General features: G+C 60.5%; 23 protein-coding genes. 11 read left to right on the forward strand and 12 right to left on the reverse strand.

Translation table 11 applies throughout. The features are described 5' to 3' along the window. The first annotated feature begins 1 nt into the window (after nt 1). Complete coding sequence (locus ABOK31_RS14085) at nt 2–427, forward strand: cupin domain-containing protein (RefSeq protein ID WP_349956426.1); 426 nt, start codon at nt 2–4, stop codon at nt 425–427. A 46-nt stretch (nt 428–473) separates the two neighbouring features. Here ABOK31_RS14085 and ABOK31_RS14090 read toward each other — a convergent pair whose 3' ends face one another. From ABOK31_RS14090 to ABOK31_RS14100, 3 genes are all read right to left on the reverse strand, one after another. After that, nucleotides 474–833, reverse strand: a complete 360-nt coding sequence (locus ABOK31_RS14090) for a response regulator (protein WP_113332370.1) — start codon at nt 831–833, stop codon at nt 474–476. Nucleotides 834–992: 159 nt separating this feature from the next. After that, a complete protein-coding gene (hpt, locus tag ABOK31_RS14095; RefSeq protein WP_132720689.1) occupies nt 993–1,541 on the reverse strand; it encodes a hypoxanthine phosphoribosyltransferase in 549 nt (182 codons plus the stop codon). An 86-nt stretch (nt 1,542–1,627) separates the two neighbouring features. Beyond that, entirely contained in the window at nt 1,628–2,293 is a 666-nt protein-coding gene (locus ABOK31_RS14100; protein ID WP_174177872.1) for a hypothetical protein, read from the reverse strand. A 210-nt stretch (nt 2,294–2,503) separates the two neighbouring features. Here ABOK31_RS14100 and ftsE point away from each other — a divergent pair, with 210 nt between their 5' ends. The 4 genes from ftsE to ABOK31_RS14120 all read left to right on the forward strand — a co-directional run bounded on the left by ftsE (nt 2,504) and on the right by ABOK31_RS14120 (nt 5,985). After that, nucleotides 2,504–3,163: a cell division ATP-binding protein FtsE gene (gene ftsE / locus ABOK31_RS14105; RefSeq protein WP_075853762.1), complete on the forward strand. Its 660-nt coding sequence runs from the start codon at nt 2,504–2,506 to the stop codon at nt 3,161–3,163. 88 nt (nt 3,164–3,251) lie between these two features. Continuing rightward, nucleotides 3,252–4,199 (forward strand): ABC transporter permease, encoded by a 948-nt coding sequence (locus ABOK31_RS14110; RefSeq protein ID WP_178133053.1) that lies wholly within the window; start codon nt 3,252–3,254, stop codon nt 4,197–4,199. A gap of 75 nt (nt 4,200–4,274) precedes the next feature. Further along, nucleotides 4,275–4,991: a YdcF family protein gene (locus tag ABOK31_RS14115; protein WP_174177874.1), complete on the forward strand. Its 717-nt coding sequence runs from the start codon at nt 4,275–4,277 to the stop codon at nt 4,989–4,991. 190 nt (nt 4,992–5,181) lie between these two features. Further along, nucleotides 5,182–5,985, forward strand: coding sequence for a 1-acyl-sn-glycerol-3-phosphate acyltransferase (locus ABOK31_RS14120; RefSeq protein WP_174177876.1), 804 nt, complete (start codon nt 5,182–5,184; stop codon nt 5,983–5,985). Between the two features lie 25 nt (nt 5,986–6,010). On the opposite strand, the gene ABOK31_RS14125 is transcribed toward ABOK31_RS14120, so the two are convergent. Next, complete coding sequence (locus ABOK31_RS14125) at nt 6,011–6,544, reverse strand: gamma-glutamylcyclotransferase (RefSeq protein WP_349956427.1); 534 nt, start codon at nt 6,542–6,544, stop codon at nt 6,011–6,013. A 50-nt stretch (nt 6,545–6,594) separates the two neighbouring features. Between ABOK31_RS14125 and ABOK31_RS14130 the strand changes: the two genes are divergently transcribed. Next, nucleotides 6,595–7,608 (forward strand): DUF2125 domain-containing protein, encoded by a 1,014-nt coding sequence (locus tag ABOK31_RS14130; protein ID WP_174177880.1) that lies wholly within the window; start codon nt 6,595–6,597, stop codon nt 7,606–7,608. Between the two features lie 4 nt (nt 7,609–7,612). Here ABOK31_RS14130 and ABOK31_RS14135 read toward each other — a convergent pair whose 3' ends face one another. From ABOK31_RS14135 to ABOK31_RS14150, 4 genes are all read right to left on the reverse strand, one after another. Then, nucleotides 7,613–8,041 carry a GNAT family N-acetyltransferase gene (locus ABOK31_RS14135; RefSeq protein WP_349956428.1) on the reverse strand — a complete coding sequence of 143 codons (429 nt, stop codon included), beginning with the start codon at nt 8,039–8,041 and terminating at the stop codon, nt 7,613–7,615. A gap of 27 nt (nt 8,042–8,068) precedes the next feature. After that, the gene (locus ABOK31_RS14140; protein WP_174177884.1) at nt 8,069–8,998 is read right to left on the reverse strand and encodes a prephenate/arogenate dehydrogenase family protein; all 930 of its coding nucleotides are present in this window, start codon (nt 8,996–8,998) and stop codon (nt 8,069–8,071) included. Continuing rightward, entirely contained in the window at nt 8,995–10,104 is a 1,110-nt protein-coding gene (gene hisC / locus ABOK31_RS14145; protein WP_349956429.1) for a histidinol-phosphate transaminase, read from the reverse strand. The genes ABOK31_RS14140 and hisC overlap by 4 nt, the downstream gene beginning before the upstream one ends. Nucleotides 10,105–10,206: 102 nt before the next feature. Continuing rightward, complete coding sequence (locus ABOK31_RS14150) at nt 10,207–10,986, reverse strand: class I SAM-dependent methyltransferase (protein ID WP_174178266.1); 780 nt, start codon at nt 10,984–10,986, stop codon at nt 10,207–10,209. Between the two features lie 53 nt (nt 10,987–11,039). Between ABOK31_RS14150 and gloB the strand changes: the two genes are divergently transcribed. The 3 genes from gloB to ABOK31_RS14165 all read left to right on the forward strand — a co-directional run bounded on the left by gloB (nt 11,040) and on the right by ABOK31_RS14165 (nt 13,527). Then, nucleotides 11,040–11,810, forward strand: coding sequence for a hydroxyacylglutathione hydrolase (gene gloB / locus ABOK31_RS14155; protein WP_349956430.1), 771 nt, complete (start codon nt 11,040–11,042; stop codon nt 11,808–11,810). After that, nucleotides 11,810–12,235: a cupin domain-containing protein gene (locus tag ABOK31_RS14160; protein ID WP_174177890.1), complete on the forward strand. Its 426-nt coding sequence runs from the start codon at nt 11,810–11,812 to the stop codon at nt 12,233–12,235. The genes gloB and ABOK31_RS14160 overlap by 1 nt, the downstream gene beginning before the upstream one ends. A 176-nt stretch (nt 12,236–12,411) precedes the next feature. Beyond that, the gene (locus tag ABOK31_RS14165) at nt 12,412–13,527 is read left to right on the forward strand and encodes an alpha/beta hydrolase-fold protein (RefSeq protein ID WP_349956431.1); all 1,116 of its coding nucleotides are present in this window, start codon (nt 12,412–12,414) and stop codon (nt 13,525–13,527) included. A 21-nt stretch (nt 13,528–13,548) separates the two neighbouring features. On the opposite strand, the gene ABOK31_RS14170 is transcribed toward ABOK31_RS14165, so the two are convergent. Further along, on the reverse strand, nt 13,549–14,448 hold the full coding sequence (locus tag ABOK31_RS14170; RefSeq protein WP_349956432.1) for an EamA family transporter: 900 nt from the start codon (nt 14,446–14,448) through the stop codon (nt 13,549–13,551). 139 nt (nt 14,449–14,587) lie between these two features. Further along, a complete protein-coding gene (locus ABOK31_RS14175; RefSeq protein ID WP_174177896.1) occupies nt 14,588–15,364 on the reverse strand; it encodes a DUF3108 domain-containing protein in 777 nt (258 codons plus the stop codon). Nucleotides 15,365–15,601: 237 nt separating this feature from the next. On the opposite strand from ABOK31_RS14175, the gene rpmB reads away from it, so the two are divergent. After that, complete coding sequence (gene rpmB / locus ABOK31_RS14180) at nt 15,602–15,901, forward strand: 50S ribosomal protein L28 (protein WP_004107717.1); 300 nt, start codon at nt 15,602–15,604, stop codon at nt 15,899–15,901. A gap of 117 nt (nt 15,902–16,018) precedes the next feature. Further along, the gene (locus ABOK31_RS14185; protein ID WP_174177898.1) at nt 16,019–16,654 is read left to right on the forward strand and encodes a queuosine precursor transporter; all 636 of its coding nucleotides are present in this window, start codon (nt 16,019–16,021) and stop codon (nt 16,652–16,654) included. 51 nt (nt 16,655–16,705) lie between these two features. Here the strand turns inward: ABOK31_RS14185 and ABOK31_RS14190 are convergent, their stop codons facing one another. Both ABOK31_RS14190 and ABOK31_RS14195 read right to left on the reverse strand, forming a co-directional pair. Next, nucleotides 16,706–17,458: an alpha/beta hydrolase gene (locus ABOK31_RS14190; RefSeq protein WP_349956433.1), complete on the reverse strand. Its 753-nt coding sequence runs from the start codon at nt 17,456–17,458 to the stop codon at nt 16,706–16,708. 96 nt (nt 17,459–17,554) lie between these two features. Further along, nucleotides 17,555–18,559, reverse strand: a complete 1,005-nt coding sequence (locus ABOK31_RS14195) for an esterase-like activity of phytase family protein (RefSeq protein ID WP_349956434.1) — start codon at nt 18,557–18,559, stop codon at nt 17,555–17,557. Nucleotides 18,560–18,581 lie beyond the last annotated feature (22 nt).

Genomic DNA, 18,581 nt, shown 5'->3' on the forward strand with positions numbered 1-18,581 from the left:
CATGGAGACCAAGCTTGCCAATATTTCGGATCTGCCTGTCACAACAGGCCTGCCCGGTATTGCCGACGCGGATGCAAGGCTCAGCGGCAAGCACGAGATTCGGCTGGCCAAGGCCGTGGGCGTTACGCAATTCGGCGTGAATCTCGTCACGCTCGATCCCGGAAGCATGTCATCATCACGTCACTGGCACATGGCGGAGGATGAGTTCCTTTATATTCTGACGGGCGTCCCGACGCTGATCGATGAAAACGGTCACCATATCCTCGGGCCTGGCGATGTTGTGGGATTTCCGGCGGGGCAACCGAATGCCCATCATTTGCTCAATCATTCCACCGCCGCGGTGACGATGATCGTCGTTGGCTCAAGAAGGCCGGGGGAGGAAACCATCCACTATCCGGATGACGATTTCGGACCTATCCGCAAATGATGATGAAGTCGGCACAGGAAACGACTGCGCCGACAATCGACAAATTTCAGGCAGCCAAGGCCCGCGCAACAGCCTTGCGGATGTCCGGCAGCGCGAAGGGCTTGGCGACGACGTCGACAATCTTTTCCATAAGGTCGTCGGCGCGCTCGCGCTGCTCCGCATAGCCCGTCATCAGCAGGATCTTCATCCCCGGGCACGTCGAATGCGCCTGATGGGCAAGCTCGATGCCGTCCATCACAGGCATGCGGATATCCGAGAGAAGCAGGTCGTAGCCGCCCTCTTTCAGCTTTTCCAAACCTTCCGCGCCGTCAGCTGCCTCTTCGGTCTCGTGACCGTCCAAGCGCAGCGCGCGGGCGACGAAGGTACGAAGCGAGTCTTCGTCTTCCGTGATCAGAATTTTTGCCATGGTCTGTGCTCCTGGTCCGTCATGTTCCGCGACCGAAATCACCAGAATTCCGTTTGCGATAGGTAAACGACGGGCAGGCGATCAGGCTCCGTGGTTAATGGTTCGTCATCACTGGAGCAGAATGGGACAGGCGGACACGCCGCCTGCATTAACTTAAGATCAGGCTTCGGCGTCGCCCGTGACGACGCCGACGAAGGGCAGTTCGCGGAAGGCGTAGGCGACATCCATGCCGTAGCCGACCACGAAATAATCGGGGCATTCGAAGCCGACATAATCGGCCTCCAGCTCTTCCTGGCGCTTGACGCTCTTGTCGAGCAGGACAGCCAGCGTGACGTTGCGGGCGCCGCGCTCATAGAGCAGCTCTTTGGCAAAGCGCAGCGTGCGGCCCGATTCGAGAATGTCATCGATCAGCAGGACATCACGATCCTTAACGTCGCTATCGATATCCTTGACGATGCGCACACCCTGTGACGTCGTGCCGGCGCCATAGCTCGAAAGCGTGATGAACTCGACCTCCGGGGCAAGCCCGGTCTCATGCAAGGCGCGCAACAAATCGGCTGCGAAGATGAACGAGCCCTTGAGGATGGCGATGACGAGGAGGTCCTTCGTCGGCCCCTTGGCGATTTCCTTCGCCAAGGCATGATTGCGCTCGGCGATCTGCTCGGCAGTGAAAAGCGGCTCGATATTCTTCCCGCGTACGACAGGCATTGATTGGCATGCTCCATGGCTGCGGCGGCCCCTGGCCGCCGATCAAGCTCTAGCCCGTAGCACAATCGGCGGCGCGGACACACCCCCTATGGCATGAAGGAAAGCCGGACATCCGGCGTTTTTCCACCGGGATGCTGCAATCGCGTCGAGAATCCGCGGCTTTCATGCGGCCCGAGGCGATCGACCGGCGTATCCACCACGATGCTTCTGACCAGCTGATCTCCGGCGAAAAGATCGGCGCGCACCTGTGGGACCGAAAGCGTGGCGCCGCTGACATTCTCGATGATGCCGTTCAGTCTCAAGACGGGCAGACCGTTCTCATCCCGCGGCGTCAGTGTCACATGCGAGAACTGCAGCGGATCGGCCGTCGCATCGGCTGGTACGCTCGAGAGACTGGAAAAGCCGCCGGAAAGACCGAAGATCAATATTGCGAGGCAAACGATGAGCGCCACGAAACTGCGACGCGACGCCTGCTGCAAAACCTTCTCAATGCCGCGCAGGACGGACAGGATGCGCGAAAAGCCAGTCTTGCGCGTCGTCGGCTGCGGTTTTGGTTGGACATGCCGGCCATAGCGCATATTGACGCCCGACACTGTCCGTCCGCGCGCGGCGGAAACGGTCACGAATTCGGCATCGACGATATCGGCTTTTGGCATGACGTAATGCACCTGGCCCGATCCCGCCCCACGTTCGGGCGGAATGAGGTCATAAATCAGCCCCGTCTGCTGTGGACGGTGGCGAAAAGCGCCCATGATGGCCTCCCGTTGCGGTGATCCACATGGTTTCGACGCCCATTGCCAATCTGGGCATTGAAACGAATCCTGCCCAGTCGTAAATTTTATTGGTTAATGCTTCGCAAAGATCGCCATGAATGGGGCGCCTTTCCAGAAAAATTTACCGGCTGTTAATGCCATTGGTTAACAAGTCGCCTGATTGAACCCTGCGGAAGACTGGACTGCCCGTTGATTCATTTTGAGAACGTCGGTTTGCGTTACGGCATGGGTCCGGAGATCCTCCGCGACCTGAGCTTCGACATACCGAAGAAATCGTTCCAGTTCCTGACCGGCCCTTCCGGCGCCGGCAAGACGACGCTGCTGCGCCTGCTCTTCATGTCGCTGCAGCCGACGCGCGGGCTGATCCGCATGTTCGACCGGGAGATATCCTCAATCCCGCGCAACGAACTGCCGCTGCTGCGCCGCCGTGTCGGCATCGTCTTCCAGGATTTCCGGCTGCTCGAGCATCTGACGACCTATGAAAACGTCGCCCTGCCCCTGCGTGTGCGCGGCAAGGATGAAAGCTCCTATCGCACCGACGTCCTGGAGCTCTTGAAATGGGTCGGACTGGGCGAGCGCATAAATGTGCTGCCGCCGGTGCTCTCTGGCGGTGAGAAGCAACGCGCCGCCATCGCCCGCGCCCTCATCGATCGCCCGGAAATCCTGCTTGCCGACGAACCCACCGGCAATGTCGACCCGCCGATGGCGCGCCGCCTGCTCAACCTCTTTCTGGAGCTCAACCGTCTCGGCACCGCCGTCGTCATTGCCACGCACGATCTCGCCCTGATGGATCAGATCGAAGCAAGGCGCATGATTCTATCGGGGGGGCATCTCGATATCTATGACTGAGCCCCCTCCCCGCAGGAACGCCCCGAGCGCCAAGGCTCCGCAGGCGCGACAAACGCCCGCAGCACCTGTGGAGCGCAAGCGTCCGGAGATGCGCGTTCGCCCGACCGGGCCGATCGTGCCGTCCTCGAACATTCAGGGCAATGCGCTCATCGTCGTCATCGCCATCATGGCCTTCCTCGCCTGCCTGACGCTCGGCGCAGTCAGCATGGTGCGCTCGACGGCAGCAAGCTGGGAGAGCCAGATTTCCCGCGAGATCACCATCCAGATCAAGCCGGACGACAATCTCGACATGGAAAAGGCGCTGACGAGCGCCCGCGATATCGCGCTCAGCTTCGTCGGTACCAAATCGGGCCAGATCGTTGATGAGGCAGCGACAGCTCGCCTTCTCGAGCCCTGGCTCGGCGCCGGCCTCGATATCAAGGAACTGCCCGTCCCGCGCCTCGTCATCATCACCATCGACGAGACGCATCCGCCTGACTTCGAAGCGATGCGCAGCTTGCTCAAGGCGCAGATCCCGCAAGCGACGCTGGACGACCATCGCACCTGGGTCGACCGGCTCGTGTCGATGGCGCACACCACCGTTCTCATCGGCACCGGCGTCCTGCTGCTTGTCTTCACCGCCATGGTTCTGACCGTGGTCTTCGCCACGCGCGGCGCATTGTCAGGCAATCGCCATATCGTCGAGGTGCTGCATTTCGTCGGCGCCGAAAGCACCTTCGTGGCCAATGAATTCCAGAAGCATTTCCTGAAGATCAGCCTCAAAGGGTCGGGAGCTGGAAGCGCGCTCGCCGCGCTGTTCTTCGCGACAGCCGGCATCCTGCAGAGCCATACGATAGCCACGCCGCAGACCGATCAGGCGACGGCACTGTTCGGGACCTTCTCCGTCGGCGCGCTCGGCTATGTCGGCATTCTCGCCACCATGATCATCATCGCGCTGCTGACGACACTGACGGCACGCTTCACCGTCATGCGCACGATCTACGAGATCGATCTGATCCGTTCCGATCCCGGGCGGACGGATAGCGTACAGAATTGACGCTTCCGTGATGTTTTTTTACCGTTTGCCAGCCCGTTCCTTGCCGCAATTGGCGTATAGTACCGAATCATGAGCATGGATCTGACGACTCGCAAGACCGTGAGTTCGCAGCCGTTGCGGGAGCACTCCCGCGGCGACAGACCCGTGCGCCGCAGCCTGTTCCGGCGTCTTTTGCGCTGGGGCGGCTTCGCCTTCATTTTTTTGGTCGCCATCATTTTCGGCGGCTTCCTGCATTTCGCCGATTCGATTACCACCTTGAAGCCGCCGCTGGAACCCAAGGCCGATGCCATCGTCGTGCTCACGGGCGGTTATCAGCGGATCGACCAGGCGGTGGAGCTGCTGCGCACCGGTGCCGGCAACCGCCTGCTGATATCGGGCGCACATCCGACCACCACGCCGACGCAGATCCGCAAACTGACGCAGAGTTCCGCCAGCCTGTTCAGCTGCTGTGTCGACATCGGCTACGACGCGCTCGATACGATCGGCAATGCCCGCGAGGCAGCAAAATGGATTCACGCCAGGGGTTATAAGAGCGTTCTCGTGGTGACGAACAACTACCATATGCCCCGCAGCCTCGCTGAACTGAAATATGTCGATCCCTCGACCGATTTCATTCCCTATCCGGTCGTCAACTCCGACCTGAAGACCAAGAACTGGTTCACGGACCCGAACGCGCTGCGGACAATGATCTCGGAATACGCCAAGGTCCTCCTTGCCGGCGCCCGCAACCTGACCGGCCTCGGGCGGCCGATAGGCCTGCGTTCCCGACAGCCGGTCGATGACGACGACTGAGGCTCGCCGCGCCAGACTGTGCAGCGGTTTTGCATGACATCGAAAGCTTCAAGCGCCAAGAGCGAATGTCGGAGAGAGGGATGCGCCTGAAGACGCGAAAACCAAGCATGCACCGACTTTTTATTGACGCCGTAATCGTGTAGGCAAACCTTCGGATGCCGGTGCAAGCCGGTGCGTTGGGAAAGCCTCGATGATTATCTTGCGTTCGATCCTGTTCAATACAGTCTTCTATGCCAATCTGATCATTCGCATGATCGTATTGACGCCGATCTATTTCCTGATGCCGCGCAAGGCCGCCTATGCGATTCCCAAGGCATGGGCGAAATCCAGCACCTGGCTGATGGAAAAGATCGTCGGCACCACCTTCGAGGTCGAGGGCCTGGAGAACATCCCAAAGGGCAGCTTCATCTTCGCGCCCAAGCATCAATCCTTCTGGGATACCTTCGCGCTACTGCCTTATCTCGATGATCCCGTCTATATCCTGAAGCGCGAGCTGATGTGGATCCCGTTGTTCGGCTGGTATGCGGGGAAGCAGCGCATGATCCCGGTGGATCGCAGCGCGCGCGGCAAAGTGATGTTCGACGTGTTGAAGCGCACACGCGAAGAGCTCGCCACCGGCCGCCAGCTCATCATCTACCCCGAAGGCACGCGCCGGCCGCCAGGCGCCGAACCGGTCTATAAATACGGCATCGCCCGCATGTATCGCGACCTCAACATCCCCGTCGTCGCCGTGGCCATGCATCCCGGCCTTTTCTGGCCACGCCGTACCTTCCGCAAATATCCCGGCCATATCAAGGTTCGCATCCTGCCGCCGATCGAGCCCGGCATGGACCCCGATGCCTTTTTTGCACGCCTGATCGAGGAAACGGAAAGGGCGAGCGACGAACTGCTGGTCGAGACGATCGCCAACAACCCGAACCTGCCGGTTCCGCCGACGGCCGCTAAACGTCTGGCTGAAATCGGCAAGGCGAAACCGGTTTCCGCCGCAGTCTGAGAAGCTTCGGCGCGAAGCAATGGGCTCAGGACGCCTTTCGCATCCGCTCCACTTCGTCTGCAACCTGCTCGAGCCAATGATCGCGGATGCCCATATCGCGCAGATGCGTCAGCGTGTTGAAGACATAGGCATCGTTCGGGCCGGAGCGGCCGATGGCGGCTTCCACCACATGCGCCGCCTCGGCCGCGTCAAGCGCGCCGGCATATTGCCTGTGGTTGCGATCGACGACATAGGCCACAGCGGTCACGCGCCTCCCATCGGCCAGACGGATGGGGAGCGTCTTTTCCAGGTAGACGTTGGTGACGAGTTCGCGCTCGCGCAAATAGGCGAGCACCTCGTCCCAGGAGGCGGCTGGTACGCGAAAAGCTATGCCGCGGCAGGAGCCGCCGCGATCCAGGCCCAAGACGAGACCAGGGGTTTCTTCCGTGCCGCGATGGACCCAGGAACGGACGCAGAGCGAGCGACGATAACCAAAAATCAGGGCCTCGGCCCGCTCATCATAACCAAAGCCCGGATTCCACATGAGGGATCCGTAGCCAAACACCCAAAATTCGTCCATATCCAACGCCAAATCACTGTGAAGCTTCAGTCCAACCATTGGAGAACAACATGGCAGCGTCAAGCCAGAGCGTAACGACCGGTCGAGGCAAGCGTCTGTGGCTCATCCTTCTGGGGCTGGTGGTGGTCCTGGCCGGTCTTTATACCGGCGGCTGGTACTACGCGACCAGTTTCGTCAGGGCTAATGTCCTGAAGGCACTCGGCCAGCAGAACAGTGCCGGCGTTGCCGGCAAATGCGAGAACATGGCCTTCAACGGCTTCCCCTTCGCCATCGGCCTGACTTGCGACACGGTGACGGTCGACAACCAGACGCGGGGCGTCTCCACCAATTTCGACCGGCTCAGCGCCTCCGCACCAGTCTTCCAGCCCAACCATGTGAGCTGGAACCTGAAATCTCCTGCAGAATTGCGTACGACGGAGGGCCTGACCGTATCGGCCGAATGGACCGATCTGCAATCGAACCTCGTTGCCAAGGGCCGCGGCGTCGCGCAGACTCAGACTGTCATCGAGGGGTTGAAAGCCGGCATCGTCTCATCCGTCACCGGCCAGAGCGTCAATGTCACCGCTGCCCACACGGAGATGCATGCCAACCAGAATGGCAGCGATCTGGATCTCGCCATCGGCGTCGAAAACGCCAATGCCGTGATCAAGGATTTTCCGCAGACCCTGCCAACCGCATCGACGAGCGCCAACGTCACGCTATCAGGCAAGGCCGGGCTACTCGATGGCAGCGACCGCGAGGGGCTTCGCGGCACCGCCGGCGTGCTGCATCAGGCCGTTATCGACATCGGTGATGGCCGCATCATGACGCTTTCCGGCCCCTTCAATTTCGACGATGACGGTTTTCTGTCCGGCCAGTTCAAGCTGGAGATCAACCAGATCGGGCCATGGGGCGACAGCCTGACCACCACGCTTCCCGCCGCCAAGAGCATCATCAAGACGGCGACAAAGATGCTGAAGGCGCTTGCCAATGGCGGCGACAAGGTTTCCGTCGATCTCACCGCCGATCGTGGCCGCCTCTCGCTCAGCGGCTTCATCCCGCTCGGCAAGATCCCGCCGATCTGAGAGCCTATTCTTTGCAGGTGCCGGAGATATCCTTCAGGAAGAATATCTCCGGGCTCGACTGGATGATGCGAAGGTCGATGCTACCGGCAGCCTTGAAGCCATTGCGGCGGTGCCATGCCTGCGGCTCGGCCTCCGCCCATTCGCTCGATGTCATCAGATGCTCGGCACCCTCGTCGATCATGGCGGCTTCCCAGGCGTGGAACAAGGCCGTTCCCACGCCCGCGTGCTGGCGCGACGGCAGCACGCGGATCATATCCATATAGGGTATCCTGCCCCAGAAGCGGCTGAACCGCAGGAAGCCGATAAGCTCGCCATCCTGCTCGGCCACGAGATAATCACCGAACGCGATGCAGCGATTGACCCAAGCCTCGCGCGCATCGTCGTGCTCGACGAGCCAGGACAGATCTTCCAAGCGCCCGCGTCTGACGATCATGAGCGCTCCGCCCTTGCGTCGGGATGCCTATTCCTTCGCATCCAGCGCGTGACGGCCGAAGTCGGGCACGTCGACATCCTGGCCGGCTTCGACGATCGAGCGGCGGATGGCGCGCGTACGGGTGAAAAGTTCGAAGATCTTGTCACCGTCCCCCCAACGAATGGCGCGCTGCAGCGACGCCAGATCCTCCGAAAAGCGCGACAGCATCTCCAGGATCGCATCGCGATTATGCAGACACACGTCGCGCCACATGGTCGGATCAGAGGCTGCAAGGCGGGTGAAGTCTCGGAAGCCGGAAGCCGAATATTTGATGACTTCCGATTCAGTCACCGTCTCCAGATCATCGGCGGTGCCGACGATATTATAGGCGATCAGATGCGGCAGATGCGAAACGATGGCCAGCACCTTGTCGTGATGCTCGGGATCCATCTCGTCGACGCGGGAGCCCAGAGTCTCCCAAAAACCGCGAAGCGTCTTGATCGCGGCTTCGTCGGTGCCGGGAACCGGGGTGAAGATGCACCAGCGCCCTTTGAACAGCCCCGGAAAGCCCGCATCCGGGCCGGATTTCTCCGTACCCGCCAGCGGATGGCCGGGAATGAAATGCACGTTGGGCGGCATATGCGGCTGCATCTGCGCGATGACCGAGGCCTTTGTGGAGCCGACGTCGGTGACGATGGCGCCCGGCTTCAGATGCGCGGCGATGTCCTTGGCAACGCTCTCCGAGGCTCCCACAGGCACCGAGACGATGATGAGATCGGCATCCTTGACCGCTTCGGCTGAAGACGGCGTGTAACGGTCGCCGAGCTTCAGTTCTTCGGCACGCTTCAGGGTCTCGGCGCTGCGCGTCGAGATCACCACTTCCTTGGCGATGCCGAGGCGCTTGATGTCATGGGCGATGGAGGAGCCGATAAGGCCGATACCGATCAGCGCGATGCGGTCGAACTGGATGCTGCTCATGACTTGCGTCCCATAAATTCGGTCAGTGCGTCGATGACGCCGAGATTGGCCTCTTCGGTGCCAATGCTCAAGCGCAGCGAATTCGGGAAACCATAGGCCCGGACGGCGCGCAGGATATAGCCGCGGCTCGTCAGGAAATCGTCGGCTTCCGCAGCGCGCTTGCCATCGCTGTCAGGGAAGTGGATCAGCACGAAATTCGCAACCGACGGCGTTGCCTTGAGGCCGAGGCCTTCGAGCGCGGCCGTTACCTTCCCGATCCAGAGCGTATTGTGCGCCACAGCCTTCTCGGTGAAGGCTTGATCGCGAATGGCGGCGGCTCCGGCAGCGATGGCTGCCGTGTTCATGTTGAACGGGGCACGCACGCGGTTGATCGCATCGACGATATCGACCGGACCGTACATCCAGCCGACGCGAAGTGCGGCAAGACCGTAAACCTTCGAGAAGGTGCGGGTCATGACGACGTTCTGGTTTGCCGAAACGAGCTCAAGGCCGGCCTCGTAATCGTTGCGGCGGACATATTCGGCATAGGCCGCGTCGAGCACGAGGATGACGTGCTTCGGCAGGCTCGCCTGCAGGCGGCGGATCTCGCTGACCGGCACATAGGTTCCGGTGGGATTGGCGGGGTTGGCAATGAAGACCATCTTGGTCTTCTCCGTGACGGCGGCGAGGATGGCGTCGACATCGACGGTGCAATCCTTTTCCTTGACCGTTACCGGCGTCGCGCCGGCGGCCATGATCTGGATCTTGTAGACCAGGAAGCCGTGCTCGGTGATGATGCCTTCGTCACCGGTACCGAGATAGGTATGGCAGAGCAGGCCGAGCAGCTCGTCGGAGCCAGCGCCGCAAAGGATGTTGGCCACATTCAGCCCGTGGACGTCGGCGATCGCCTGACGCAATTCCCTGGCCTGTCCGTCCGGATAGCGCTCGAGATGTTCGGCAGCGGTGCGGAAGGCTTCGATGGCCTTAGGGCTGGCGCCGAGCGGCGTCTCGTTCGAGGAGAGCTTGAACACGCGCGCAACGCCCGGCGCATGCTCCTTGCCCGGCACATAGGCGGCTATATCGAGAATGCCGGAACGCGGGACGGGCTTGCTCATTTCCATGCTCATGGGATCGACCTTGGGAAGGACCGGAAAATTCCGGTTTATGACACCCCGTCGCATTAATGCGGAAACGCAGTTTTGTCGAGTGTCAGCGGTCAACCGATCACTTCACCGGCCGTCGCGCGTGGTCGGTATGCCGCGCGGTGCCAGCACCGGCACGAAGACGCGGCGCGAGGCGCGAACGGCAACGGGCAGCCCCTGATAGAGCCGCTTCTGCGCCTCGACGATGATGACGCCGGAGAACGCGGGCCAAAGGGTACGCCCAACTCGCTCAAAGGCGCGGCGCAGCCGCAGCACCGTGCGCAGTTTCGAAGGCGGGAAGAACAGCGCCTCGGCCGTAGCGCCCGGCGTGAAATTGGTTTCGCGCAGCAGCGAGGTGAGCTGGCCACGCGAATAGGGCCGGCCGGAGCCGAACGGCGTATGCTCCATGCGTGCCCAGACGCCGCGGCGGTTCGGCACGGCGATGACGAGCCGTCCGCCTGGCGCTAGCACACGCCAGAGCTCTTTCAGCGTCTCGCGCGGGCTTTCGGCGAATTCCAGCGAATGCACCATCAGCACGCGGTCGATCGAACTGTCAGGTAGCGGCAGTTCTTCATCGAAGATCAGCGCCGTCGACGAGGCCGAGCCCATCGGCCAGTTCACCGCGCCCTGCCCCGCAGGCATGAAGGCGAAGGTGCGCTCGGTATCGGCGCGGAAACGATCGAGATAGGGAACGGCATAACCGAGGCCGACAAGCCGCTCCTCCGGCATCCGCGCCCAGATGGAGGAAAGCGCCATGGCGATCGACTGCTCCGCCAAGCGACCGAGCTCGGAATGATAAAACTGGCGGAGATCGACAATATCGGCGTGCATCGAAACAAATGTTATCAGCCGAGCGTTGGACTTCAAGGCCGAACGGCTTACATTCTCCACCAACGTAAAAGACAAGGACGATTTCGATCATGAAACCATTGGAATTAGAGATTTTTATCTGCCGTTCCGACAATTTCGGCGTCTTGGTCCATGATCCCGAAAGCGGATTGACGGCATCGATCGACGCTCCGGAGGCGGAGGCGGTCCTGAAGGCTGCCGATCGGCGCGGCTGGACGATCAGCCACATCCTGACGACCCATCATCATACCGATCACGTCGAGGGCAATCTGGCGCTGAAAGAACAATTCGGCTGTGAGATCATCGGCCCGATCAACGAGGCCGTCGCCATTCCCGGCCTCGATCGCGCCGTCGGTGACGGCGATACATTCGAGTTTGCCGGCCATACGGTCAATGTCATCGAAACGCCCGGCCACACCGCCGGCCACGTCTGCTATCACTTTGCCGACGACAAGCTGCTCTTTGCCGCCGATACCCTGTTTGCGCTCGGCTGCGGCCGCCTGTTCGAACGCACGCCGGCCGACATGTGGGCTTCGCTGCAGAAGCTTGCCGTGCTGCCGGACGAGACGGCCGTCTATTTCGGCCATGAATATACGCTCTCCAACGCCCGTTTCGCGCTGACCATCGATCCCGACAATGAGCGGCTGAAAGCGCGCGCCGCCGATATCGAGGCATTGAGAGCGGAAGGCAAGTTCACCATCCCGACGACGCTGGCGCTGGAGAAGGAAACGAACCCGTTCCTGCGCGCAGCCGATCCCGCGATTCGCCGTAACCTGCTGATGGAAAGCCGCAGCAACGACGAGGTCTTCGCCGAGATCCGCAAGCGCAAGGACAATTTCTGATGCAGGCAAAGGAGATCATCGAAACGCTTTCCATGCAGCGGCATCCGGAAGGCGGGTGGTACGTGCAGACTTTCCGCGACGACAACGGCGGCGATCGCGGCCATTCCACCGCGATCTACTATCTGCTCGAAGCCGGCGAACGCTCGCATTGGCACCGGGTGCACGATGCCGCCGAGGTCTGGCACTACTATGCCGGCGCGCCTCTCGCTTTGCATCGCTCCGCCGACGGCAAAACCAGTGAAAGGCTCGTGCTCGGAATGGATCTGGCAAAGGGCGAGCGCCCTCAGGCGATCATTCCCGCCAATTGGTGGCAATCGGCCGAAAGCCTCGGCGAATTCACGCTCGTCGGCTGCACGGTCGCACCCGGCTTCGAATTTTCGAGCTTCGAGATGGCACCGCCAGACTGGAAGCCGATCTCAGACTGAACCTCTTTTACCTTTCATTGACATCACGCGGGATGCGGCCAGACAGCGCGCAGCGACAGTCTTGAAAAAGCGGCGCGCTGTGTCAGCTTTACACGGGGAGAGTGAAAATTGATTCATCTGGAGGAGGTTTTTTCGTGCGTTTGTTGTTTCCTTTGCTCGTCGCAGCAGGTTGTGTCATGAGCGCGCCTGTCTTTGCCCTTGATGCACCGGCTTCGCCGCCGGCCGAAAAGCCGCTGAAAAACTTCGTGACCTCGGTCGAGAAGGACGGGTCGATTACTTTCCGTCTCTATGCTCCGACGGCAAAAGCGGTTTCCGTTGCCTTGGGCTCGCGCGATCCCATCGCCATGCAACGCGGCGACGATGGCACATGGAGTGTCAAGACGGAGGTTTTGAAGCCGAATCTCTACGAATATTACTTCAACGTCGACGGCTTCCGCAGCATCGACACCGGCACCAATGCGCCCAAGCCGCAACGGCAGGTCAACACCAGCCTCATCCTGGTGCCTGGCGGCATTCTCGATATCCGCAATGTGCCGCATGGCGACCTGCGGCTGGTGACCCTGCACTCCAAGGAGCTCGATTCGGAGCGGCAGATGTATGTCTATACGCCGCCCGGCTACACCGATTCCTCCAAGCCGCTGCCCGTGCTCTACCTCTATCACGGCTTCGGCGATACCGTGGGGTCCTGGGTCCTCCAGGGCCGCGCGCCGCAGATCCTCGACAATCTCCTGGCCGAGAAGAAGATCGAGCCGATGATCGTCGTCATCCCGGATACGGAAACCGACGTGCCAAACGCGATCGCCGAGAATTTCCCGGCAGCCGATCGCCGCGCGAATTTCTATCCCGCGAATGCCGAGGCAGCCGATCGCGAACTGACCGAAGATCTCATCCCGTACATGAAGAAGCATTATCGGGTCCAAAACGAGACCGCTGGCCGCGCCGTTGCCGGCCTGTCTCAGGGCGGCTATCAGGCCCTCGTGTCGGGTCTTTCTCATCTCGACACCTTCGGCTGGGTCGCGACCTTCAGCGGCGTCAGCACCACGACCGTTCCGAACAAGACGGTCGATGCCGTGCTGAACGAGCCGGAGAAGATCAACAAGGCCTTGCACAACTTCACGGTGACGGTCGGCAGCAAGGACCAGGTCGTCGGCAAGGATGTCGCCGGCTTGAAGGCGACGCTCGACGAGAAAAAGATCAAGCACGAATATCACGAATATCCGGACCTCCAGCATGAGATGGATGTCTGGCGACCCTCACTCGTGGCCTTCTTGCAAGAAGTCTTCAAGAAATAAGCAGCCGTGACCGCGGCGGAGCTACTCCGCCGCTTCCGCCTGCGTCCGCACGGCATCGTCCCGGCGCAGGATCATGCGATGGGCGGCAAGCACCGCGCCGCCTGTCACGAGCAGGCAGGCAAGCGCAATGCCCCAGCTCGGCTCGGCAAAGCCGAACAGCGTCAGGATCAACGTCGACAGCAACGGCGCGGCATAGCTCGCCGCGCCGAGAATCTGGATATCGCCGTTCTTGACGCCGTAATCCCAGGCATAGAAGGCGGCTCCGACCGGAAAGAGGCCAAGGCCCAGGACGGCGATCCACTGCGCCGCATTCTCCGGCCAGATGGTTTGCTCCAGCCCAACATGACAAAAGAGGGAGAGGATCGACGTGACGAGGCAGAAGATGGTGACGACATCGGTGGAAACGGCCTCGAAACGGCGCGTGATCAGCGAATAGCCGGACCAGGTGAAGGCGCAGAGGAAGGCCGCCCCATAGCCGACGGCATAGGCGCCTTCGAAATGAAAACCGTTGCGGCCGACGATCAGGATCGTACCAGCAAGCCCCATCAGCGCGCCAACAATGTGATACCAGCGCAGCCGCTCGCCAGGCAGCAATGCCGAGCCGACGACGATCAGCAGCGGCCAGAGATAGGCGATCAGCCCAGCCTCCACCGCCGGCGCATGACGCAATGCCGTGAAATAGAGGAAATGATAGCCGAACAGCCCGGCAATGCCCGTGATCCAGACCTTGGCCGGCTGACGCAGAAGCTGCAGGCGCTCGGGCCTCAGCAGAAGGACGACGATTCCGGGAATACTGCCGATGGCAAAGCAGATGGCGAGTAGCTGAAAGGGCGGCATTTTGCCGGATGCGACCGTCAGAAGCGCCAGAAACGACCACATCAAAATGGCCGAAAAGCCCGTCAGCGTCGCCCGAAACTTCATCGCTGCCCCCAGCTCGTTGCTGCAGACGTCTTCGGTCCGCCTAGACAATTTCAGGAAAAACGCGCAGCAATTTTCCATCTGGAATTGCGTAAGAACAACAGCGGGAACCGTCAAGCAATTCCGTGAGCAGCGATCAGATCTAGCTGCCGTATTTTACAGCCGTAATCGTGACAGTCCCGTATTGCGTCGGTATGCGGACGTAGACCGGAGCATAGACATTCATGGCATCGGCCTTGGCAAACCAGATCTCCATATTGTCGCTTTTGGCGAGATAGAGATAGTCCTTGCGCGTACTCTTGTATCCGCTCTTCGGCGTGAAGCGCACAGCGCAGGCAATGGTCTTGCCCTTGAAGCCATCGGTCGAAAACGGATGCGATCCCTTCGGCGACAGTTTCAGATCCATGCGCATCTCGCCGTCGAAGACAGCCAGCGTCTGGTTGCAAAGGTTCAGGCTCGGCGTGATCGGGAAGATCATGCCGGATATCGGATCGAGCACCGCCTTTAGATCCTCCCCGGTAAGAGGAACCCAGGTATCCGGGCGCTTCGGCTCAGGCGTGATCGTATTCGACGTCACATTGCCATTGGCATAGGCGACATCATAGGTGCGCTCTCTCTTGCCGCTCTTGTAAAAGAGCGTGTAGTGCGTCGCCTGCAGCTTGCTGTCGTTGACGACGCCGGTCACATCGGTGCGCGCATCGATGGAGGTCACGAGATCGGCAAGGCCCGCAGAGGTGATATCGCCGCGAATGGTGAACTGCTTGCCGGTGACTTCGGTCTTGAAATCCGCCCGGGCAATCGGCAGGCCGGCCAGCGAAACGCGATACCGCGTTTCATGCCGCAGCACGTCGGCCAATGCCAGCGACGGCACCGACGCAACGATAGCTGAAATGAGAAGCCACTTCCGAATTTGAACCATGATCAAGGCCTTCAACGAGGATCAGGCAAGTTATATAGTCACTTTGCTTGCCTGCTGCGAGCGTCAGACAACAGCAGCTTTTTGACGGAATTGCGGGAAAACACAAGGTTTGGCTTGACGCGGCCGGCCGCTCTGACTATAGAACCGCAACTTTCCAATTATGGCCTGTTGGATTGCGCGCCGGGTTTTGCTCGGAATGCTTATCCAGTGGCCGAGAAAAACAAAAGTAGGTGTACCATGTCCCGCATGTGCGAATTGACCGGCAAGGCCGTCCTCGTGGGCAACAATGTCAGCCACGCCAACAACAAGACCAAGCGTCGGTTCCTGCCGAACCTCTGCCAGGTCACTCTGATTTCCGACGTTCTCGGCCAGCGTTACCGCCTGCGCGTTTCCGCTGCAGCGCTCCGCTCGGTTGAGCATCGCGGTGGTCTGGACGCTTTCCTTATCAAGGCAAGCGAAAACGAACTCAGCATGCGCGCTCGCCTGCTGCGTCGCCAGATCGTCAAGAAGTCTGCTGAAGCTGCCGTTGCTGCTTAAGCAGCACTAGCACTTCGCGATTTCATACCGGCTAAGAGGCTTGCACGGATCATCTCCGGACAGGCCTTTTTCCATGTCCGGTTTCCTTCAACTGGTGGCATCTCCCAGGATAAAAAAATGCTGACGATACGTCATACCCTTATCTACGTTCTGCTGATGACGCTGGTCGTCGTCGCTTCCAACATCCTCGTGCAGTATCCGCTGCAGGCTACACTCGCCGGCATCAATCTTGCGGATATCCTCACCTGGGGCGCCTTCACCTATCCGGTCGCCTTTCTCATCACCGATCTGACCAACCGCCAGTTCGGCCCCAAGGCCGCGCGCAAGGTTGTCTTTGCCGGCTTCGTCGTCGGCGTCGCGCTGTCCTTCTATACGGCACAGCCGCGCATCGCGATTGCCTCCGGTTCGGCCTATCTCGCCGGCCAGCTGCTCGATATCTCGGTCTTCAACCGTCTGCGCCGCATGGCCTGGTGGCGCGCACCGCTGTTCGGCTCGCTCATCGGCTCGATGCTGGATACGCTGATCTTCTTCTCATTCGCCTTCGCGCCCTTCTTCGTCTTCTTCGGACCGAACGATCCCTTCGCGATCGAATGGGCTCCCATCCTCGGCGTCTTCTCGACCTCGGCCCCGCGCTGGATTTCCTGGGCGATCGGCGACTTCTCGGTCAAGGTGACCGTCGGGCTCGTCATGCTGCTGCCCTATGGCGCGCTGATGAACATGCTGAAGCCGATGTCGCAGGCTCCCACGGCTTGAATGATCGAATGCCCGGCGCGGATCGCTATCGATTCGCGCCGAGAACGTTTTTCACCGACAAGACAGGCAGGTCAGGACGGCGGATGCAAAAGCATCCGGGCTTTCCGCCATCATTAGATGGCCGGTATCGGCAATATTGATCCGCGCCGTGCAGAGGGCATTCGCCCAGTCGGGAACATCCCAGCCTTCCGCAGAACGCCGCCCGGCAATCAGATAGACTGATATGCCGGATTGCAGAATACCGCGCACAGCCTCCAGATAGGCAGCCTCTCCCGTTGCCGCGACGACCGCCTTCGCCTGCGCCTTGATCGTCGACGGCGGCTGATTGGCAAGCCAACTTCTAGCGAGCGATGACGTCCATTCATTGATCTGCACGCTCGCGCCCGCGATCCAGGCATCCGGGTCAGCCTCATAGCCGGAGATGATACTCGCCACTTCCTCATCTGGTTTCACGGCAATCTGGCCCGACCAGAATGCATCCCTCAGCGTAAAATTCCCTTCGACGCTTGTCAGCGATTCGATGAGTTCGGGGAAATGCCTGGCAACCAGCATCGAAACCGCACCACCAACCGAATGTCCGACCAGGTGCACCTTGCCTGCATCGAGGCCAGATATGAAACCCGCGATATGGCGCGCCTGATCGAGAAGAGAAAGGCTGCTGGTGTCCGCCTCGCGATTGCGGCCATAGCCGATCAAGTCGGGCGCATGAACATCGGCATTGCCGAAAGCAGCCAGGATCTTGGGGTCGCTCAGGCTGCCAAAGAGCCCATGCACCAGCACGATAGGTTTGTCGGGAGCGGACATGTCGAGGAATCCGATTGTTGGAGCAAAGGCGTCGCTTAGCCCACGACCGACATTTGCTCAATGCCGGCGCAGCGAATAAATCGGCCGACCCGTCGTCTAGTTCTGGCTGACGAGATTGTCGTCGCGCAGGCGAAATTCGAGCATCAGGCTGCGCTGCAGGATCGAGTGATTGTCGTCCGAGACTAAAATGAGGTGCAGCGAGCCATCGCTGGCGCGGAAGACATCGATGCCTTCCATATTGTCGATCTGTTCTCGCGTGCTGGCTTCAAAAATCACATTGCCGTCCACAACGGCGCCTGGCTTGATATCAGCGCCAGCAATACGGCGGATGCGCACGCCAAGGCCGTGCATCAGCCCGAAGCGCCGCTCCAGCAGCAATAGGTCGCCATCGGGCAGAAAGACGCCATCGCTCACACTGAACTCGCCATGATGCCGGACGGTGAAGCGGCCACTCAACGGGCCGTCCAGAATGGCGGCAAGCATATTGCCCTCATCATCCCGGCTGTCTTCCGTAACGATGACAGCCCCACCGGCAAGCGGGCTCGACTGCGGCGCAATCATCAGCGCCTCGAGGCTACGATTGGCGCGCAACTGCAATCTCGGGATCGGGAGAGGCAAGCTGCCGTCAGGCGGAGAAATCTCGAAACCCGGGTCGGGATAGGCGTCGATGCGATGATATTGCTCGTAGCTGACAAGGACATGATCGCCCCGGAGTGCCAGCCCCTCCGCATCCATACCACCCCTGCCGGCGTCGGTGCCGCCGTGACGATTGATCATCGGCAAGATACGGGCATCGCTGATACCCTTCAGCCGGCCCTTATCGTCGCGCTCGATCGCTCCTGTCAGCCAATGACCGGTATCCAGTACCGAAATGAAATGCTGCTGGTCGGAACGGAAGCGAATGGCGGAGATGGCACCGAGAAGCGCATTATCGGAACTGAGCTCAAGGCCGCCGACGAATTCCAGCGAACCGAACAGCGTTTCATTCGAGCCCGGCCTCAATGTAGAAATCACAGTGGCGCGGATATTTGCCGGACCGCCCTCATCGCCATCATCGCCGGAGCTGCAGCCGGCAAGCAACGTTGCCAAAACGGCTGCCATCAAAGCAGCCCATGCCCTGCAT

The sequence above is a fragment of the Rhizobium sp. ZPR4 genome, from assembly GCF_040215725.1.
Classification (GTDB): Bacteria; Pseudomonadota; Alphaproteobacteria; order Rhizobiales; family Rhizobiaceae; genus Rhizobium; species Rhizobium rhizogenes_D.

Coding starts and splice junctions, on each gene's coding strand:
- ABOK31_RS14085 (WP_349956426.1), top strand. CDS start 2: ATGGAGACCAAGCTTGCCAATATTTCGGATCTGCCTGTCACAACAGGC.
- ABOK31_RS14090 (WP_113332370.1), bottom strand. CDS start 833: ATGGCAAAAATTCTGATCACGGAAGACGAAGACTCGCTTCGTACCTTC.
- hpt (WP_132720689.1), bottom strand. CDS start 1,541: ATGCCTGTCGTACGCGGGAAGAATATCGAGCCGCTTTTCACTGCCGAG.
- ABOK31_RS14100 (WP_174177872.1), bottom strand. CDS start 2,293: ATGGGCGCTTTTCGCCACCGTCCACAGCAGACGGGGCTGATTTATGAC.
- ABOK31_RS14110 (WP_178133053.1), top strand. CDS start 3,252: ATGCGCGTTCGCCCGACCGGGCCGATCGTGCCGTCCTCGAACATTCAG.
- ABOK31_RS14115 (WP_174177874.1), top strand. CDS start 4,275: ATGGATCTGACGACTCGCAAGACCGTGAGTTCGCAGCCGTTGCGGGAG.
- ABOK31_RS14120 (WP_174177876.1), top strand. CDS start 5,182: ATGATTATCTTGCGTTCGATCCTGTTCAATACAGTCTTCTATGCCAAT.
- ABOK31_RS14125 (WP_349956427.1), bottom strand. CDS start 6,544: ATGGACGAATTTTGGGTGTTTGGCTACGGATCCCTCATGTGGAATCCG.
- ABOK31_RS14130 (WP_174177880.1), top strand. CDS start 6,595: ATGGCAGCGTCAAGCCAGAGCGTAACGACCGGTCGAGGCAAGCGTCTG.
- ABOK31_RS14135 (WP_349956428.1), bottom strand. CDS start 8,041: ATGATCGTCAGACGCGGGCGCTTGGAAGATCTGTCCTGGCTCGTCGAG.
- ABOK31_RS14140 (WP_174177884.1), bottom strand. CDS start 8,998: ATGAGCAGCATCCAGTTCGACCGCATCGCGCTGATCGGTATCGGCCTT.
- hisC (WP_349956429.1), bottom strand. CDS start 10,104: ATGAGCATGGAAATGAGCAAGCCCGTCCCGCGTTCCGGCATTCTCGAT.
- gloB (WP_349956430.1), top strand. CDS start 11,040: ATGAAACCATTGGAATTAGAGATTTTTATCTGCCGTTCCGACAATTTC.
- ABOK31_RS14160 (WP_174177890.1), top strand. CDS start 11,810: ATGCAGGCAAAGGAGATCATCGAAACGCTTTCCATGCAGCGGCATCCG.
- ABOK31_RS14165 (WP_349956431.1), top strand. CDS start 12,412: ATGAGCGCGCCTGTCTTTGCCCTTGATGCACCGGCTTCGCCGCCGGCC.
- ABOK31_RS14170 (WP_349956432.1), bottom strand. CDS start 14,448: ATGAAGTTTCGGGCGACGCTGACGGGCTTTTCGGCCATTTTGATGTGG.
- ABOK31_RS14175 (WP_174177896.1), bottom strand. CDS start 15,364: ATGGTTCAAATTCGGAAGTGGCTTCTCATTTCAGCTATCGTTGCGTCG.
- rpmB (WP_004107717.1), top strand. CDS start 15,602: ATGTCCCGCATGTGCGAATTGACCGGCAAGGCCGTCCTCGTGGGCAAC.
- ABOK31_RS14185 (WP_174177898.1), top strand. CDS start 16,019: ATGCTGACGATACGTCATACCCTTATCTACGTTCTGCTGATGACGCTG.
- ABOK31_RS14190 (WP_349956433.1), bottom strand. CDS start 17,458: ATGTCCGCTCCCGACAAACCTATCGTGCTGGTGCATGGGCTCTTTGGC.
- ABOK31_RS14195 (WP_349956434.1), bottom strand. CDS start 18,559: ATGGCAGCCGTTTTGGCAACGTTGCTTGCCGGCTGCAGCTCCGGCGAT.